At 67.9% G+C, this 17,711-nt stretch carries 11 protein-coding genes; 4 read left to right on the forward strand and 7 right to left on the reverse strand.

The features are described 5' to 3' along the window. The 6 genes from AX709_RS01385 to AX709_RS01410 all read right to left on the reverse strand — a co-directional run. Positions 1–829: helix-turn-helix domain-containing protein (locus AX709_RS01385; protein ID WP_197432003.1), on the reverse strand; the 829-nt coding region annotated here is incomplete at its 3' end. Positions 830–839: 10 nt separating this feature from the next. Then, positions 840–1,694 carry a phytanoyl-CoA dioxygenase family protein gene (locus tag AX709_RS01390; protein WP_066545960.1) on the reverse strand — a complete coding sequence of 285 codons (855 nt, stop codon included), beginning with the start codon at positions 1,692–1,694 and terminating at the stop codon, positions 840–842. 94 nt (positions 1,695–1,788) lie between these two features. Continuing rightward, a complete protein-coding gene (locus AX709_RS01395; RefSeq protein ID WP_197419045.1) occupies positions 1,789–3,393 on the reverse strand; it encodes an ABC transporter ATP-binding protein in 1,605 nt (534 codons plus the stop codon). Continuing rightward, positions 3,374–4,450: an ABC transporter permease gene (locus AX709_RS01400; RefSeq protein WP_197417161.1), complete on the reverse strand. Its 1,077-nt coding sequence runs from the start codon at positions 4,448–4,450 to the stop codon at positions 3,374–3,376. Before AX709_RS01400 ends, AX709_RS01395 begins: the two co-directional genes overlap by 20 nt. After that, positions 4,447–5,481, reverse strand: coding sequence for an ABC transporter permease (locus AX709_RS18805; protein WP_197432004.1), 1,035 nt, complete (start codon positions 5,479–5,481; stop codon positions 4,447–4,449). The genes AX709_RS01400 and AX709_RS18805 overlap by 4 nt, the downstream gene beginning before the upstream one ends. Continuing rightward, complete coding sequence (locus AX709_RS01410) at positions 5,460–7,529, reverse strand: ABC transporter substrate-binding protein (protein WP_066545965.1); 2,070 nt, start codon at positions 7,527–7,529, stop codon at positions 5,460–5,462. The genes AX709_RS18805 and AX709_RS01410 overlap by 22 nt, the downstream gene beginning before the upstream one ends. A gap of 252 nt (positions 7,530–7,781) precedes the next feature. Between AX709_RS01410 and AX709_RS01415 the strand changes: the two genes are divergently transcribed. Beyond that, entirely contained in the window at positions 7,782–10,532 is a 2,751-nt protein-coding gene (locus AX709_RS01415; RefSeq protein WP_066545969.1) for a TonB-dependent receptor, read from the forward strand. A gap of 92 nt (positions 10,533–10,624) precedes the next feature. Here the strand turns inward: AX709_RS01415 and AX709_RS01420 are convergent, their stop codons facing one another. Then, positions 10,625–12,751, reverse strand: a complete 2,127-nt coding sequence (locus tag AX709_RS01420; protein WP_066545972.1) for an alpha-galactosidase — start codon at positions 12,749–12,751, stop codon at positions 10,625–10,627. Positions 12,752–12,892: 141 nt separating this feature from the next. Between AX709_RS01420 and AX709_RS01425 the strand changes: the two genes are divergently transcribed. The 3 genes from AX709_RS01425 to AX709_RS01435 are packed head-to-tail and all read left to right on the forward strand — an operon-like array spanning position 12,893 to position 17,695. After that, entirely contained in the window at positions 12,893–14,866 is a 1,974-nt protein-coding gene (locus tag AX709_RS01425) for a beta-galactosidase (RefSeq protein WP_066545974.1), read from the forward strand. Beyond that, positions 14,863–16,200, forward strand: coding sequence for an alpha/beta hydrolase family protein (locus AX709_RS01430; protein ID WP_066545976.1), 1,338 nt, complete (start codon positions 14,863–14,865; stop codon positions 16,198–16,200). Before AX709_RS01425 ends, AX709_RS01430 begins: the two co-directional genes overlap by 4 nt. A 34-nt stretch (positions 16,201–16,234) precedes the next feature. Next, positions 16,235–17,695, forward strand: a complete 1,461-nt coding sequence (locus tag AX709_RS01435) for a sodium:solute symporter family transporter (protein WP_066482925.1) — start codon at positions 16,235–16,237, stop codon at positions 17,693–17,695. Positions 17,696–17,711 lie beyond the last annotated feature (16 nt).

The following is a 17,711-nucleotide window of genomic DNA, read 5'->3' on the forward strand; positions in this document are numbered from 1 at the left end:
GGCCTGGTGGCTCGGCGGGGTCGAGCCGATGTGCGGCGTGACGATATTGCCGAGGCGACGTCCCGAACGCGCGCCGGAAGCGGGTGGAGAAATAATAGGGACTCGCGAAACCGGATCGTGCCGCGACGACCGCAAGCGGCGCGCGGGTGGATTGCAGCAGTCCGGCCGCGTGCATCAGGCGGGCGCGCTCGACAAAGGCCTGCGGGGTCGTGCCAAGCTGCGCCTGGAACATCGCGCTCAGCCGCGACCGCGACAGCCCCGCCAGCGCGGCCAGTGCCGGGCCGTCGAGCCGCGCGGCCGGGCTGGCCTGGACATGGTCGATGACGCGGCGCAGCCGCGGATCGACCGTCGCCTCGGCCGTGCGATCGGCGGCGTCGATCAGGACGCGTTCGAGCCGGTTCATCGCGTCGAGCCGGCCAAGCGCCGTGCCGTCGAGCGCGCGCGCCAGCCCCGACAGCTGCGGCCGCAGCCGCGCGAGCAGATCAGGCCGCCGCAGCCGCATGATTCCGGGGGCAAGCGCCGGCCAGGCCAGCCAGCGCAACCAATCCTCGCGCGGCTGGAAATGAACCCACACGTTGCGCCACGTTCCGGAATCGTCGCGATGGCCGTAATCCTGCGGGGACCCCGGACGGAAAAGCAGAAGATCCCCCGGTTCCAGGGTATGGCGCACCCCGTCTGCGCGGACGAAGCCAGCGCCCGCCAGCGTCGCCACGAGCAACCAGTCGCGGGTGCCCGTCGGCCGCACCGCGCGCGAGACGACACCGGGGCGCTGGCGCTGATCCCCCGCCAGGATCGGCGCGGCGGGCGGATCCGTCGGCTCTGCCGTCACACGCAGGCACTCATTCGGCGGCGACCGCGCGCGTCTCGCCATAGCCAGGGGTCACGCCCGGAATGCGCGGCGGGATCGGCTGAAGGATACGGCGCCGCGCCGGCGTCAATCGCGCGAGCAGGTCGTCGCTGTATCGGAAGCCGTGCCGCGTCGCGCCCCAGGCCGGGCCGTAGCGATAAATGACCACACGGCGATCGCCAGCATTGGTGCGCCGCGCCGCGCCATGCGCGATCGCATCGACGAACAGCAGCGCGTCGCCAGCATTCAGATGGACCTCGATCGCGCCCTCAACCGTCTCGTCCTCGTCCTCGCGACGCGAATCGAACGTGCGGGCGAAGACGGGGTGGGCGATATTGCTCTTGTGGCTGCCCGGCAGCACGCGGGTCGCGCCGTCGCCCGGCCCGATGTCGGTCAATGCCAGCAGGATATTGACCTGTGCACAACGGAACTGCCCGTTCACGAAGCGGAACTGGTTGCGCACCACGCCGTCCTGTCCGCCCGAATGCAGCGGAAAGTAGCCGCCGGTCCGCCGGACCGATGCGAAACATTCGTCGATGAACAGCCCTTCGACATAGCTGCCCTGTTCCCCGCAATAGCGCGCGACCCGGTCGATCCAGGCGGGGTGATCGATCAGCGCCTCGAACGGCGACCCGGCTTCGACGATATTGTGCAGCTCGACCCCGGCATGGCCCGAATTGTCGAGCCGCTGGACATTGCCCCACCAGTCGCCGCTGGCCAGCTGCGGAAACGCGTCGAACGCGCGGTTCAGCTCGCCCAGCAGATCCGGCGCGATCGCGTTGCGCAGCACGAGATAGCCCTGCAGGTCGAACGCGAAATCCTGGGCATCGTGCGCGGTCGGTATCATCGGAGCATCCTTATCGATTGTCGCCAGTCTAAACCGGCGCGGTCCCGGCGAAAATCGGGCGTTGACGCAAAGACCTTCGATATCGTCGCATGACTCAGCGGATGTGGAATGCGGCCTGTACGAGCCGGGCGGTATAATCGGTCGAGGGTCGCTCCAGCACGTCGCGTGTCGTCCCCTCCTCGACGATCCGGCCGTCGCGCATCACGATCACCCGCTGGCACAGCGCGCGTACCACCCGAAGGTCGTGCGAGATGAAGAGGTAGCTCAGCCCGCGTTCGCGCTGGAGCGTCCGCAGCGTGTCCAGAATCTGGGCCTGGACCGACAGGTCGAGCGCCGATGTCGGCTCGTCGAGCACGAGCAGTTCGGGCTCGACCGCGATCGCGCGCGCGATCGACAGCCGCTGGCGCTGGCCGCCCGAAAATTCGTGGGGGAAGCGGTTGAGGATATCGGTCGGCAACCCGGCGGCGACCAGCGCGGCCCTGACCCGATCGAGCCGATCGGCGGCACTGTTGCCGATCCGGTTGACGATCAGCCCCTCCTCGACCAGCGCGCGCACCGACATGCGCGGGTTGAGCGAGGCGAACGGGTCCTGCAGCACGATCTGCATCCGGGTGCGCAGCGGCCGCATCCGCCGGCGGTCGTGCCGGTGGATCGCTTCGCCCGCAAAACGGATTTCGCCGCCGCTGGCCTCGATCAGGCGGGTCAGCGCCAATGCCAGCGTCGTCTTGCCGGACCCCGATTCCCCGACGATACCGACCGCCTCGCCACGCGCGACCCGAAGGTCGGCGCCATGGACCGCGATCGTGGGTTCGGACTTGCCCCGGCCGGGAAAGGCGATGCGCACCGCCGCCGCCTCGATCAACGGCGCCCCGGGGGCGACGGGGTCGGCAGAGCCGGTCGGCTCGGCTGCGAGCAGCTGGCGCGTATAGGGGTGCTGCGGGTTGGCGAACAGCGTGGCGGTGTGTCCCTGCTCGACCAGCGCGCCGCGCTGCATCACCGCCACGCGGTCGGCATAGTTGCGCACCACGGTCAGGTCGTGAGTGATGAGGAGTACCGCAATGTCGTGTTCGACCTGAAGCGCGCGGATCAGCTCGAGAATCTCGGCCTGGACGCGGACGTCCAGCGCAGTGGTCGGCTCATCGGCGATCAGCAGGCGCGGATGATTGGCCAGCGCCATCGCGATCATCACGCGCTGGCGCTGGCCGCCCGACAGTTCGTGGGGATAGCGGCGCAGCATCGCGGACGGATCGGGCAGCTGCACCTGCGCCAGCAGCTCGGCGGCGCGCGCCAGGGCGGCGGCTTTGCGCAGCGGCTGATGCGCACGGATCGCTTCGACGATCTGGTCGCCGACCCGATAGACCGGGTTGAGCGAGCTCATCGGTTCCTGAAACACCATCGCGATCGATCGCCCGCGCTCACGGCGCATCCGGCGATCGTCGGCGATGTCGAGCGGCTGGCCCTCCAGCATGATGCGCGTGTCGGGCGAGATGCGCGCATTGCGGCCCAGCAGGCCCATCAGCACGCGGGCGGTCACCGACTTGCCCGACCCCGATTCGCCGACCAGCGCCAGCATCTCGCCGCGGCGGATGTCGAGGTCGACACCGCGCACCGCCGCCACCTCGCCCCCTTCGACCCGAAAGGTCACGCCGATGTCGCGCGCGCTCAGCAGCGGCGGGGGATCAATAGGGATCGACGGCATCGCGCAGCGCATCCCCGACAGCGTTGAAGGCAAAGACGGCGACGAAGACGAACACCACCGGAAACAGGATGAAGGGGTATGAGCCGATCGCGGCATAGCCGCTGACATCCTGGAGCATCAGTCCCCAGGAGATCATCGGCGGCTTCACCGCCAGGCCCAGAAAGCCCAGGAAGCTCTCCAGCAGGACGACCGCAGGCAGGGTGAGCGTGAAGCTGACCAGCAGATGCGACATCAGATTGGGCGCGATGTGGCGCAGGATGATCCGCCGGTCGCCGGCCCCGAGCGCGACCGCGGCGCGGACATAGTCCATCCGCGCCAGGGTGAGCGTCTTGCCACGGATCTCGCGGCTCAACCCCGCCCAGCCGAGCACCGACAAGGTCAGGATGAGGATGGCGACGAACAGCCCGGACGATACGGTCACCGGGATGAGTGCCCCGAGCGTGAGGTAGAGCGGCAGCTGGGGGAAGGCGAGCAGGAAGTCGACGCCGCGCTGGATCCAGCGATCGACCGCGCCGCCGATATAGCCGGAGGTCGCGCCGACGATCAGCCCGGCGAGCGTGGTCAGCCCGCCGACCGCCAGCGCGATGAGCATCGAGACACGCGCGGCGACCAGTCCGCGCGAGAAGATGTCGCGCCCGAAGCGGTCCGCCCCCATCAGGTGAAGGCGCCCGCCCGGGGCGATCGGGGCGACCAGTCGCCGGTTCGCCATGACCGGCCCGATCAGCCGGTAGCGTGGGACCCGAACAAACAGGCCCAGGCGCTCGCGCGGCGCGCCGTCGCGGCTCAGCACCGGCTGGAACGTGACCGGATCGATCGCACCGGTCGGCCGCGCATTGACCGCGTAGAGCCCCGACGAATCGATTCCGATCCGGCTCGGCGGTTGATAGGAGGCGAAACGCTGGTCCGGGTCATGCGGCGCAAGGAACGGCCCGATCAGCAGCACCACGCCGATCAGCGCGAGCGCGATCAGCCCCGCCATCCCCAGCCGCGACCGGCGAAAGCGCCGCCAGACCAGCCGGGCATAGCTGTCACCGCCGGCAGCGGGCGCGCCGCTCACGATTTGCGCCCTTCCAGCCGGATGCGCGGATCGAGCAGCGCCAGCCCGAGATCGGCGAGGATATTGCCAATGATCAGCGTCACCGCCAGCACCAGCATGAAGGTCGCAGCGACGAACACGTCGCCGACCGCCATCGCGCCGACGATCGCGGGTCCGACCGTCGCCAGCCCGAACACGATCGCCACCTCGATCTCGCCCGTCACCATATAGGGCAGCGCCACGCCCTGGTGCGCGACCAGCGGGTGCAGTGCATTGGGGACGGCATGACGCCAGATCACCCGGGCGGGGGACAGCCCCTTGGCACGCGCGGTCTCGACATATTGCGCGTTGAGCACGTCGAGCAAATTGCCGCGCATCACCCGCATCGAATAGGCGATGCCGCCCCATGCCGCGATCAGGATCGCGGGCCATACGTGCGCGACCAGGTCGGCGAATTTGCCCCACGACCACGGCGCGCCGACATAGGCCGCCGACTGGAAACTGCCGACCTGAGCCAGGTCGAACTGGAATACGAGGACGTAGAGCGCGATCAACGCCAACAGGAAGCGCGGCGTCGTCATGCCGACAAAGGCGAACAGGTTGAGCGCGGCGTCGGTCCAGCGCCCCGCGCGCGTCGCCGCCAGCACGCCGAGCGCGATGCCGATCGCGGTCGCCAGCAGGTGACTGGTCAGCGCGAGCAGCAGCGTCGGCCACAAGCGCTCGCCGACGATGTCGGCAACCGGCCGGTTGGCCGCGTAGGAGAAGCCGAAATCGCCGCGGGTCACGATCCCGCCCGCCCAGCGCGCATATTGGACCAGCAGCGGGTCGTTGAGGCCGTTCTCGGCACGAAACCGCGCGGCTTGGGCCTCGGCCTCCGCGGCCGATGCGCCGCCCTGATTGATCAGCTGAGTGCGCAGCGAATCGGCGTAGTCACCGGGCGGTGCCTGAATGATCAGGAAGGTGACGAGGCTGAGCAGCACCACCGTCGGGATCGCCGCCGCCAGCCGGCGGATCAGGAACCAGATCACCGTCACCGCCGCGCCCCGCCGCAATCGAAGCAGCCCGGCAGCGTGCCGGGACGCAATTCATACCTGCTGCGGCGCGCGCGCGGCACCCACAGCCGTTCGCGCATGATCGCATCCTCCGCCCAGTTGAACATGATGACGGGGGTGCCCGCGGGCACGTTGGCGAACCGCTTGTCGATCAGCACCCCGCCCGAATATTGGATCAGCCCGAGCGCGTTGACGTTGGCGGTCGACACGCGTTGATACAGCCGCATCAGCCGCCGCCGTTCGGCCGCGTCGGGACTCGCGATGAACGCGCGGACAAGGGCTACGAGCTGCCGTTCGTGCGGCAGCAGGTCGAGCCGGCCGTCGGGGCCGGCGCGGTGAAAGGCATGGGTGTAGGGCCCGGTGGGCGCAAGCGCGTCCGCGCCCTGGACCACGGTGTTGAGCTCGGTCGTCTCGTTGCGCTGGAGCACCCAGTCGAACTGGCCGCTCGCGCGCAGCGCGTCGCGCTGCGGCCCGCTGGCAAAGCGCAGCACCACGCGCAGACCGGCGTCGCGGGCAAACATCTGAATCCCCTCGGCAAAAGAGCGTTCGATCACGCTGTCGGGGCTGGCGGTCAGCACGATCGTGACGTTGGCACCGTCCTGCGTGTCGCGGGGATAATTGACGAACCCGTCGCCGTCGCGGTCGACCAGCCCGATCGAGGCGAGCAGCGCGCGCGCGGTCGCGGGATCGTGCGGATATTCGATCGTGTCGCGCGCATCGTAAAGGGGCGCACTTTCAAGCAGGCCTCCGGGATAGGGATGGATGAACGGCCCGCGTGTCTGAGTCTCGCCCAGCCGCACGCGATCGATCGCCATGCTGACCGCCTGGCGGAAACGGGTGTTGCGGTTGAGGCGCCGGACCGCCCGGCCGCGCGCGTCGGGTTCGCCCCAGCCATTGCCGGACAGGTTGAAATGCACGGAATAGGCGATGGTGCGCGGGCCGAAGATCGCACGAAAGCTCGCCTGCGGCCGGGCAGCACTGCGCAGCACCTCAACGAAGCTTGCCGGGCCTTCGATATTCGCCATGTCGCTGCCGCCGGCGATCGCCTGCACCTCGCGGTCGCCCCAGGACAGCAGGCGATATTGCACTTCGTCCAGATAGGGCAGCTGGCGGCCGCGCGCATCGACCTTCCAGTAATAGGGGTTGCGGCGCAGGATCAGGATATCGTCGGGGCGATATTCGGTGACGACCCACGCCCCCATCACCGGAAAGTTCACCCGGCTGGCGGGAAAGGCGAGCTTGTACGCCTGGTAGCTGCTGCGCGGATTGTAGCGCGGATGGTGGGGACGCAGCACATGCGCGGGCCCCGGGCAGAATTTGCCGTACGCCATCTGGTACAGATAATCGCGCGGGAACGGCCGCCGGAACGTCCAGCGGATCGTGTAGGGGCCGAGCGCCTCCAGCCGCGTTCCCGGCCCGAAGCTGTCGGGTGAGGCGCCGTTGAGCGGGCTGACATTGGGGTCGAGGACATTGTCGTTCCAGTAGAACATCACGTCCGCGCTGCTGAACGGGTGGCCGTCCGACCATTTCGCCCCATCGATCAGCTGCATGGTCAATTGCCGCCCGTCCGCCGACCAGCGCCAGCTTTTCGCCAGATTCGGCAGCGGTTCGAGCCGCGCCGGATCGACCAGAAACAACGGGCCGGTGCGGGTAAGGCATTCCATCGTCGCCAGGTCGATCCCGCCCCAGCCCTGCGATTGCCCGGCGCTGTAGTTCCAGCCCTCGGGCCGGCCGCCGGTCACCTGACGCAGTGCATCGCCATAGGCCCCCGGCCCGTCGGGCATGGCGGCCGGACCATAGACCAAAGGCTCGCGCGGCAGGCGGCGTTCGACCGGCGGCAGCTTGCCCCTGCGGACGAAATCGCGCGTGACCCAGGCGGGCTCGGCATAGGCGGGCAGTCGACGATAGCTGACAAGGTCCGCGGGCCCGACGCCAGCGCCGGCGCCGATTTCGCCCGGGCCTGGCGTGGCGATGGCGGGGGACGACACCGGGGCGGCGGGCTGACCGCAACTGCCCGACACGAGCATGCCGGCCGCCACCGCCAGCATCGGGGCGGTACGGCGCGATGCGCGTGATCGCCAGCATGTATCAGCCTTGTCGACGGCGCTGTCCTCTCGGCCATGAAGGCTAACCATCGCCGGGCGCGAGTTCAATCATCATATTAATCGCTCATGACGCGAGCGTGCGTTACCCGCCTCCGCCGGTTTGACACCATCGCATTGATAAGATAATTAAGAGAATAACCGGGAAGATGTCCGGGAGCCGGATCGATTGCGATCCTTTAGGGAGGTATGAGGCCGATGCGCACTCATGAATCACGTTTTCGCACGCGTCTGCTCGCCGGCGCGTGCGCCGCGGTCGCGGCAGCCACGCCATTTTCAGCTTATGCCCAGGACGCCACGCCCGCCGCGGCCCCGGCGGACGACGACATCGTCGTCACCGGCATCCGCGCCAGCCTTGAGCGCGCGATCGACATCAAGCGAAATGCCGACGTCATCGTCGATTCGATCGCGTCGGAAGACCTCGGCAAGTTCCCCGATTCAAACGTTGCGGAATCGCTCCAGCGCATCACCGGCGTCTCGATCGACCGCAACGCGGGCGAGGGCCAGTTCGTCACCGTGCGCGGCTTCGGCCCGTCGTTCAACACCGTGCTGCTGAACGGCCGGACGCTCGCGACCGAGAACGACAATCGCGCATTCAGCTTCGACCTGCTCGCCGCCGAGCTGATCTCCGGCGCGGATGTCTACAAAAGCAGCAACGCCAAGCTGCAGGACGGCGGCATCGGCGCGACGATCAACGTCAAGACGCTGCGCCCGTTCGATCTGGGCGGCCAGAAGATCGTCGTGTCGGGCAAGGCGAATTACGAAGACCTCGCCGACAAGTTCGCCGGCTCGGCATTCGGCCTGTTCAGCACGACCACCGCCGACGACCGGCTCGGCGCGCTGGTGTCCGTGTCGTATCAGCGGCGCAAGGCGCTGGTGAACACGCTGGCGACCAACGGCTATTTCCTGACCCGCGACGTGCCGAGCGCCCCGGGCGGCGTGTTGTTCCCGCAGAATTACGACCAGATTTCCGACCAGCAGGACCGCGAGCGCATCGGCGTAACCGGCACCGTCCAGTTCCGCGCGACCGACAAGCTGACGCTGTCCTTCGACGGCCTGTACAACAAATTTACCGTCGACAGCGAAGCGGCCAGCATCGGCCACTTCTTTTCGCCGAGCCAGGCGCGCAACCTGACCGTCAACGGCGATAACCAGATCACGGCGATGACCGTGAGCGGCAACACCGACTATATCGGCCGCACCTTCAACCGGCCGACCGAAGTGCTGGCGTTCGGCTTCAATGCCGAATGGAATCCGACCGACCTGATCACGGTCACCTCGGACAGCAGCTATTCGCGCGCCGAATCCAACAATGGCGGCAACGAAGTCTTTGCGGTGGTCGGCTTCAACAACATCATCACCTTCGACAACCGCACCGGCAGCGTGCCGAGCGTCGCGGGCCAGCGCAGCTTCACCGAAAATGTCGTCGGTCGCGCGCACTTCGCCACGCGCGAGGGGTTCAACATCGCCGAGGATGTGTACGAACAGCGGCTCGACGCCACGTTCCGTACCGAGAGCGGCATCCTCAAGGCGTTCAAGGTCGGCGGCTATTTCCTCGATCGCACCAAGTCGAACGAGCTGCTGCGCAGCCAGAACGACGTCGGCTGCGCCTATTGCGGCTATGCGATCGACGTGCCGGCCGGGTTGCTCACGCCCTATAACCCGCCCAATTTCTTTTCGGGCACATCGGGCAACTTCCCGCGCCAGTGGCTCGCGTTCGATCAGGAGGAATATTTCGCGTTCCTCGAATCCACCGCTGCCGCCAATGCACAGGATGCAGCGGTCGGGCGCCCGATCGGCTCGCTGGCCGCATTCCTGGCCGCCAACAACGGTTATGCGCCGATCCGCTATCCGGTCAGCTATCGCATCGGCGAACGGATTATCGGCGGCTATGTCCAGACCGATTTCGAGGGCACGCTGGCCGGGCTGAACTGGTCGGGCACGCTGGGCTTCCGCTATGTCCATACCGACGTCACGTCGGACGGGTCGCAGCAGGCGCTGCTCGACCTGTTGACCATCCCGAGCGATCCGACCTCCTACACCACGGTGTTCGAGCCCGGATCGACCGCGATCTCGCGGAAGAACTCCTATGACGACTTCCTCCCCAGCCTGAACCTCAAGGTCGACTTCACCGACGACATCGTCGGGCGGTTCGCGGCGTCGCGGACGGTGACCCGGCCCGACCTGCCGCTGCTGGCACCGCGCGTGACGGTGACCAATGCCCGTCCCGGCAACCTTCAGGCGTCGGGCGGCAACCCGGATCTGCGGCCGTACAAGTCGACCAATTTCGACGTGTCGTTCGAATGGTATTACGAGCGTGGCGGCTATTTCACCGTCGCCGCCTTCTACAAGCGCGTCGACGACTTCATCGCGACCAACGGCGCGATCGAGCCGTTCCCGATCGCGAATGCCAGCAACGCGCCCGAATTTGCCGGCGGGGTGGCCAATTTCAACGTCCAGCGTCCCCGCAACCTCGATGCGATCGACGTCTACGGGCTCGAAATCGGCCTGCAGCACACCTTCACCTATCTGCCGTCGCCGCTCGACGGGCTGGGCATCACCGCCAACGCGACCTTTGTCGGCAGCAGCGGTGAATTCGACGCCAGCGATCCGACGCAGAACGTCGCGCTGACCGGGCTCGGCGACAGCCAGAACGTGACCGTCTTCTACGAAAAGGGTCCGGTTCAGTCGCGCATCGCGTACAACCGGCGCGACGAGTTCCTTCAGGCGCTGTCGGCCGCCCCGGGCAACCGGCCGGTGTTCGTCCGCCCGCTGGGACAGTTCGACGCGCAGGCGAGCTATCAGGTCACGAAGAATGTCCGCGTGTTCGCGGAAGGGGTCAACCTGACCGGCGCCAAGACCCGCCGCCAGGGCGTGCTCGAACGCGAATTCATCGCACTGGTCGACACCGGTCCCCGCTACGCGCTGGGTGCCCGGCTCGACTTCTAGCCTCCGGCGCGGGCGATCACCCTCGCCGCCCGCGCTTTTCCTCCCCCGACCGGAGGTCAACTGGGCGCGGCGTCATCGCCGCGCCCTTTTTGTCAGGCGGCGGTGAGATGCAGGACGAAACCCGTCTGGGGATGCGCGCGCGGCGGCTGGAGACCGTGCAGCATCAGCGCCTCGCCGGTCACCTCAATTCCCTCGATCAGCGCCGCTGTCAGCGCCGAGCGCGCGGGGATCGCTTGCGGCCAGACCAGCTGCACGCGATAGCGCCGGGTGGGGTCGAGCCCGGCGAGGCGGAGCGGATCGGGATAATAGCCGGTCGCCTCGGTGATCCGGGTGACGCTGAACAGCGCCTCCGCGCGATCGGCGGCGACGATGCCGAACGCATTGACCCCGCGGCCCGCATCCAGCCGGACGAGGTCGCCGTGATGGATGAGCGCACGGTGCCGCTTGTGCAGCGCGATCCCCGCCTGAAGCTCGGCGAACGCCGCGTCGTCGAGCGTCCGCAGGTCGAGCTCCATCCCCATATGCCCGAACATCGCGGTCTGGATGCGCAGCGCGAGCGACAGGGTGCGGCCGGTGATGTGGCATGGATCGGGCCCGACATGCGCCCCCATCAGTTCGGCGGGAAAGAAGTGCGAGAAGCCGCGCTGGATCGCCAGCCGGTCGATCGCGTCGTTGCTGTCCGACGTCCAGATCCGGTCGGTGCGCGCCAGGATGCCGTAGTCCGCGCGCCCGCCACCCGAGGCGCAGCTCTCGATCTCCACATGCGGCCACGCCGCGCGCAGCCGGTCGAGCACGTCATACACGCCGCGCACATGCGCGTCGGCGGCCGGCCTGCCATCGCCGCCGCCGGGCTGAGGCAGGTCGCTGTTCATGTCCCATTTGAGGTAGCCGATGCGATATTCGCGCAGCAGCGCGTCGATGCAGCCGAACAAATGGTCGCGTACCTCCGCTCGCCCGAAATCGAGGACGAGCTGGTTGCGATAGGTGACAACGGGCGCGGGCGGCGTGGCGAGCACCCAGTCGGGATGCGCGCGATAGAGGTCGCTGTCGGGATTGACCATTTCGGGCTCGACCCACAGGCCGAATTCCATGCCGCGCGCCGCGACCCGGTCGATCAGCGGCGCAAGACCGTCGGGATAAACCGCCGGATCGACCCGCCAGTCGCCCAGCCCCGCCCGATCGCTGCGCCGGCCCATGAACCAGCCATCGTCGAGCACGAAACGTTCCGCCCCGACCGCTGCCGCGCGATCCGCGAGCGCCAGCAGGGTGTCGAGCCGGTGGTCGAAATAGATCGCCTCCCAGCAATTATAGTGCACCGGCCGCGGCCGTTCACGCAGCCGCTGATGCTCGGGGCGCGCACGGAGATAGCGGTGAAAGGCGCGCGACAACGCCGACAGGCCATGGCGCGTCACGCTGGCAAACAGGGGCGGGGTTGCATAGCGGTCGCCGGGTGCCAACCGGATTTCGCCGGGAAACAGCAGCGCCTCCATCATCACCTGACCGCGCGCATCCGCGGTCGTCTCCACGACGCTGCGGTGATTGCCGCTCCAGCCCAGATGCAAGCCATAGGCCAGCCCGTCGGCCTCGCCAGTGCCGGGATCGGTCAGGATCAGTGCGGGAAACGCGTCATGGCTGGTCCGCCCGCGTCGATTCTCGCGCAGCCAGCTGCCGACGCCGCGCGCGCGCGAATGAAGCTGGAACTCGTTGGACCAGCGACCCTCAAAACCCAGGATCCGGGTCGCCTGCGCGGGGATGGGCAGGACCGGTGCCGACAGATGCGCGAGGTCGATCGCTGCGTCACCTTCGTTTACCAGCGCGGTCGTGGCGGTCAGGACATCGCCGTCGATCGCCAGCGCATGCTCGATCGCCATCCCGCACGCCGGATCACGGCTGGTCAGCCGGATCGCCCGCGCATCGGCATCGACCGCGACGACCCGCGCCATCACTGCCCAGTCGCGGCCGTCGCGATGGATGGCAACGCCGGGACGGCCGACATGCCCCTGGCCCGGCATCGGCGTCAGCGCGACCGGAATCTGCTGCGCGGGCGATGCCGGTGCTTCCTCGCGCAGCGCGAGTCGGGCGAGCATCGCGCCGTCCGTCTCCGCCGACAGCCGCTCGCCCCAGTAGAGGACGTGCGGCACGCCATCGGTGATCGCCAGGATCAAGGTGACGGCGTCGCCGTCGAGACGGAGGTAGCGGTCAGGGTAAAGGTGCGACATGATGGTCCCGAAGCTGGTGATCTGGCGGCGGTAATGCTGCTGGCGGATTGACCGGCATTGTTTGTCTGATAAATATGTTCAGTATCCAAGTCTAATCCTCCCCGCGCCGATCGTCGACGGGGCGGCTGGTTTTTCGGGAGGATGAAGCACAGCGTGCTGGGTGTCTGCTACTATCCCGAACATTGGCCCGAATCGTGGTGGGCCGACGACGCCCGCCGCATGAAGGGGCTCGGCCTCACCTATGTCCGCATCGGCGAGTTCGCCTGGTCACGGTTCGAGCCCGATCCGGGCCGTTACAGCTTCGACTGGTTCGATCGCGCGATCGATACGCTGGCGGCCGCCGGCCTGCACGTCGTGCTGTGCACGCCGACAGCGACCCCGCCCAAATGGTTGATCGATCGTCATCCCGATATCCTGCCCGTCGACCCCGACACCGGCCGGACCCGCGGTTTCGGGTCGCGGCGGCATTATGACTTTTCGAGCGCGACCTATCGCCGCGAAGCGATGCGGATCACGCGCGCACTCGCCGCGCGCTATGGCCGCAACGACGCGGTCGCCGGGTGGCAGACCGACAACGAGATCAGCTGTCACGACACGACGCTCAGCGCGTCGCCGGTCGCGCGCGATGCCTTTCGTCAGTGGTGCGCGGAGCGCTACGGCACGATCGACGCGCTCAACACGGCATGGGGCAATGTCTTCTGGTCGATGGAATATCGCAGCTTCGACGAGATCGAGGTCCCGTTTGGCGCGGTGACGGAGACCAGCCCGGCGCATCGCATGGCGTTCAAACGCTTCGCCTCCGACCAGGTCGTCGCCTTTCACGACGAAATGGTCGCGATCCTGCGCGAACATTCGCCCGGGCGGTTCATCACCCACAATTTTATCCCGATGGACGAAACCGGGGTCGACAATCACGCGCTCGCCCGCCCGCTCGATTTCGCAAGCTATGACAATTATCCGCTCGGGCGCACCGACCTGACCATGCGCCGCGCGGCGGCGGAAGAATTCCGCCCGTTCATGCGCACCGGGCACCCCGATTTCGGCGCCTTCTATTTCGACCAGACGCGCTGCCTGACCGGCACGTCGTTCTGGGTGATGGAGCAGCAGCCCGGACCGGTAAACTGGGCGGGCCACAACCCGCGCCCGGCCCCCGGCATGGTCCGGCTGTGGAGCTGGGAAGCGTTCGCGCATGGTGCCGATGTCGTCAGCTATTTCCGCTGGCGCCAGGTGCCGTTCGCGCAGGAACAGATGCATGCCGGGCTGCTGCGCCCCGACAGCAGCGAGGCCGAGGCCTGGCCGGAGGTCGAGCGGGTCGCCGCCGAACTGGCGCGGACCGGGATCGCGCAGGCCGCGGCCGCGCGCGCGCCCGTCGCGCTGATGGTCGATATCGACGCGCAGTGGCTGGCCGAGGTCGAGCGCCAAGGCGACAGCTATGATTACACCGGCGTGCTGCTCGAATGGTATCAGGCGCTGCGCACATTGGGCCTCGACGTCGATTTCGTAGCGCCCCACGCGGACCTGTCGGGTTACCGGCTGATCGCCGCACCCTGCCTGGCGATGCCCGATGCGGAGGTCGTCGGCCGGATGCGCGCGAGCGGCGCGACGCTGGTGTTCGGCCCGCGATCGGGGGCCAAGACGCGCGACGTCACGATCGTGACCGGACTGCCGCCCGGGGAATTGCGCGAACTGGTCCCGGTCCGCATGCTCGCGACCGAAACGATCCGGCCGGATTGTCCGGGCGAACTGCATTTCGCCGGGCGCAGCTATGCGAGCGACCGGTGGCGCGAGACGATCGATCCTGGCAACGCCGAGGTGGTTGCGACCTATGAGGACGGCGCCCCCGCGCTCGTCCGCGCCGGCAGCGCACATTATCTCGCGACGCTGACCGACGCGGCGTTTCTCACCGATTTCTTCGCATCGCTCTGCGCCGATGCCGGGATCGCGACGATGCGATTGGCGACGACGCTGCGCCTGCGCCGGCGCGGAACGGTGACCTTCGCCTTCAACTATGGCGCTGACCCGGTCGCCTGCCCGGCACCGGCGGACGCCGAATTCCTGATCGGCGGGCCGCAGATCGGTCCGCGCGACCTGGCGGCTTGGAGGATTCCCGAATGATGCGTATGCTCGCCCTGTCGCTGTTGATTGCCGCCCCGGTCGCGGCGCGCGCGGACACCCCGATTTCCATCGCGGCCGACGCGCCGGAACTGGCGCCGCGCGGCGCGTTTCAGGCCGGCACTCGCCAGATTACCGTCACCCTGCCCGACCGCCCCGACCTGCGGGCGAGCAATTTCGTCACCGGGGCGATGGCGCGCGGGCCGCGCGAGCTGCCGGTCGTGCTGTGGTATCCTGCGCCGGCCACGGCCAGGCCCGCCGCGACCGACTATGAAATGCCGACCCCGATCGTCGGGGGCGACGGACCCGCCGTACCCGCGACGGTCAGCTTTGCAGGTGCTGCGGTCAGGGACGCCGCGCCCGCGCCAGGCCGATTTCCATTGGTCGTCCTGTCGCACGGCTTCGGCAACCGCGCGGTGATGTTCAGCGAGCTCGCGGAAAATCTGGCGTCCAAGGGGTATATCGTCGCCGCGATCGAGCATGGCGATGCGACGCTGCAAGGTGACCGCACCCCGCGCGAGCTCGCCGCGCTCGAGGCCATCGTCCAGCGTGGCGCCGACCAGCGCGGCGTGATCGCCGAGCTGATCGCACGCGCCGCCGCCGGCCGCGACCCGGTATTGGCGCATGCCGATCCCGATCGAATGGCGCTCGGCGGCTTTTCGATGGGCGCGTTCGGTGCGCTGTCGACTGCGGGCGCGGGCTATGACCCCAAATCGCCGCTGGCCAGCCGGATCCCGGGGGGACTGCTGACCCCGCTGACCGAGGGCAATGCCCGGCCGATCCCCGGCATCAAGGCGCTGATCCTGTTCGGGCCATGGGGCGGGGGGCCGGGCGTGCGGATGTGGACGCCCGCATCGCTCGGCAGCGTGCAGGCACCCACGCTGATCGTCGACGGCGATCAGGACGATGTCGCCGATTTCGCCGGCGGCGTGCGCTGGATGTTCGACACGCTGGTCAACAGCGAACGCTACCTGCTCGTCTATCGCGAGGCGCGCCACAATATCGCGATGAACGCCGCCCCCGCGACGCTGCGTGGCGATCACCGCTTTCTTGACCGCTATGACGAACCAGCATGGCGCAAGGACCGGATCCTGGCGGTCAACGCCCATTTCGTCACTGCGTTTCTCGACTGGAAGCTGAAGGGCGAAGCGGACCGCGCGGGCTATCTGAACGTGCCGACCCCGGTGTCGGACGCGGGCGAATGGCTGCTCGCGCCCAACGAAGCGACCGGCGGGCGCGTCGCAAGCGGCGCGGGCGCGTCGGCCAGCTATTGGCGCGGGTTCCAGCGCCGCTGGGCGGTCGGGCTGGAACTGCATCGCCGCGCGCCGCAGGATTGATCGACGCGCGCAACGACCATCGGGAGAGACGTTGATGGAGCTGGGTAACAGCCAGGTCTGGATCGCGGTGCTGCTGACCCTGGGGGTAGCGGCAGCGACGGTGTGGCAGGTCCGGCGCGAGGGCGGACGCCGCGCGAACACCAGTCGCGACTATTTCCTGGCGGACAAGGGGCTGAGCTGGTTCTTCGTCGCCGGGTCGATCACCATCACCAACCTGTCGACCGAACAGCTGGTCGGCATGAACGGCAACCAGATGGCACTGCTCGCCTGGTGGGAACTCTCCGCGGTGGCGGGGCTGCTGATGCTCGCCTTCGTCTTCCTGCCCATCTATTACCGCTATGACTGCACGACCGTCACCGAGCTGCTGGAGAAGCGCTATCGCAACGTGCATGTCCGTGCCGCGATCGGCGGTCTGTTCCTGGTCGGCAATTGCCTGATCTACCAGCCAATCATGCTCTATACCGGCGCGCTGTTGATGAAGACGCTGTTCGGGCTGGACGCGCCGATCCTGCTGATCGCCGCGCTGCTGGGCGTGGCGGGGGCGGCCTATGCCATTCTGGGCGGCTTGCGCGCGGTGGCGATCACCGACACCTATAGCGGCGTGCTGCTGCTCGGCATGGGCACGCTGGTCGTCTATCTCTCGCTCGCCGCGATCGGCTTCGATTTCAGCGGCATCCCCCCCGAGCGGCTGTCGCTGATCGGCGGGCCCGACAGCCCGATCCCGTGGCCGACGCTGTTCACCGGCATGATCTTCATCCAGATGTTCTACTGGTCGACCAACCAGACCATCACCCAGAAGGCGATGGGATCGCCGTCGCTGCGCGAGGCGCAGAAGGGGCTGCTCGCGGCCACGCTCGTGCGGGTGCTGATCATCCCGCCGATGGTCGTGATCCCGGGCATCGTGTCGTACAAGCTGTTCGGGCCGATCGGCGATGCCGCCTATGGCCGGGTGGTCGCAGCCGTCCTGCCGAACTGGCTGACCGGTGTGTTCGCCGCTGCGATCGCGTCGGCGGTGCTCGCGCATTTCGCCAGCATCATCAATTCGTCCGCAGCGCTCTATGTCTGCGACCTGCATGAACCCTATGTCGACCGCAATCCCAATGTCGTACGGCTGGGCGCGGCGATCAGCGCCGCCTTCGTCGTCCTCGCGGTCGCGCTGGTACCGGTCTATGACGGCGCGGACAGCATCATCAACCTGGTCCAGCAGCTTAACGGGCTGACCAGCATGCCGGTCCTGTCGGTATTCGTCGTCGGGCTGCTGTTCCGCGGCGTCGACTGGCGCGCGGCGATCGCGGGCTTCCTGTTCGGGATCGGGCTCTACGCGATCTTCACCTTCGCGTGGACCCCGACCCATTACATCCACCTGATGCCGGTCACGCTGTTCAGCTCGATCCTTGTCGCCTTGGCGGTCAACCGCTTCGTTCTGGGCGCGACCGCCACGCCGATCTGGCGACGCGACCGGACGCGCGACTGGCTGGCGCAGGAAGCGGGCTGAGACGCCGCAGCATCGA

Origin of the sequence: Sphingomonas sp. CCH15-F11, from assembly GCF_001557005.1 — a bacterium.
Classification (GTDB): Bacteria; Pseudomonadota; Alphaproteobacteria; order Sphingomonadales; family Sphingomonadaceae; genus Sphingomonas.

Bases quoted from the DNA above. Each gene is read 5' to 3' on its own strand.
- AX709_RS01410 (WP_066545965.1), bottom strand. From the start codon at position 7,529: ATGCTGGCGGTGGCGGCCGGCATGCTCGTGTCGGGCAGTTGCGGTCAG.
- AX709_RS01430 (WP_066545976.1), top strand. From the start codon at position 14,863: ATGATGCGTATGCTCGCCCTGTCGCTGTTGATTGCCGCCCCGGTCGCG.
- AX709_RS01415 (WP_066545969.1), top strand. From the start codon at position 7,782: ATGCGCACTCATGAATCACGTTTTCGCACGCGTCTGCTCGCCGGCGCG.
- AX709_RS01425 (WP_066545974.1), top strand. From the start codon at position 12,893: ATGAAGCACAGCGTGCTGGGTGTCTGCTACTATCCCGAACATTGGCCC.
- AX709_RS01390 (WP_066545960.1), bottom strand. From the start codon at position 1,694: ATGATACCGACCGCGCACGATGCCCAGGATTTCGCGTTCGACCTGCAG.
- AX709_RS01395 (WP_197419045.1), bottom strand. From the start codon at position 3,393: ATGCCGTCGATCCCTATTGATCCCCCGCCGCTGCTGAGCGCGCGCGAC.
- AX709_RS01420 (WP_066545972.1), bottom strand. From the start codon at position 12,751: ATGTCGCACCTTTACCCTGACCGCTACCTCCGTCTCGACGGCGACGCC.
- AX709_RS01435 (WP_066482925.1), top strand. From the start codon at position 16,235: ATGGAGCTGGGTAACAGCCAGGTCTGGATCGCGGTGCTGCTGACCCTG.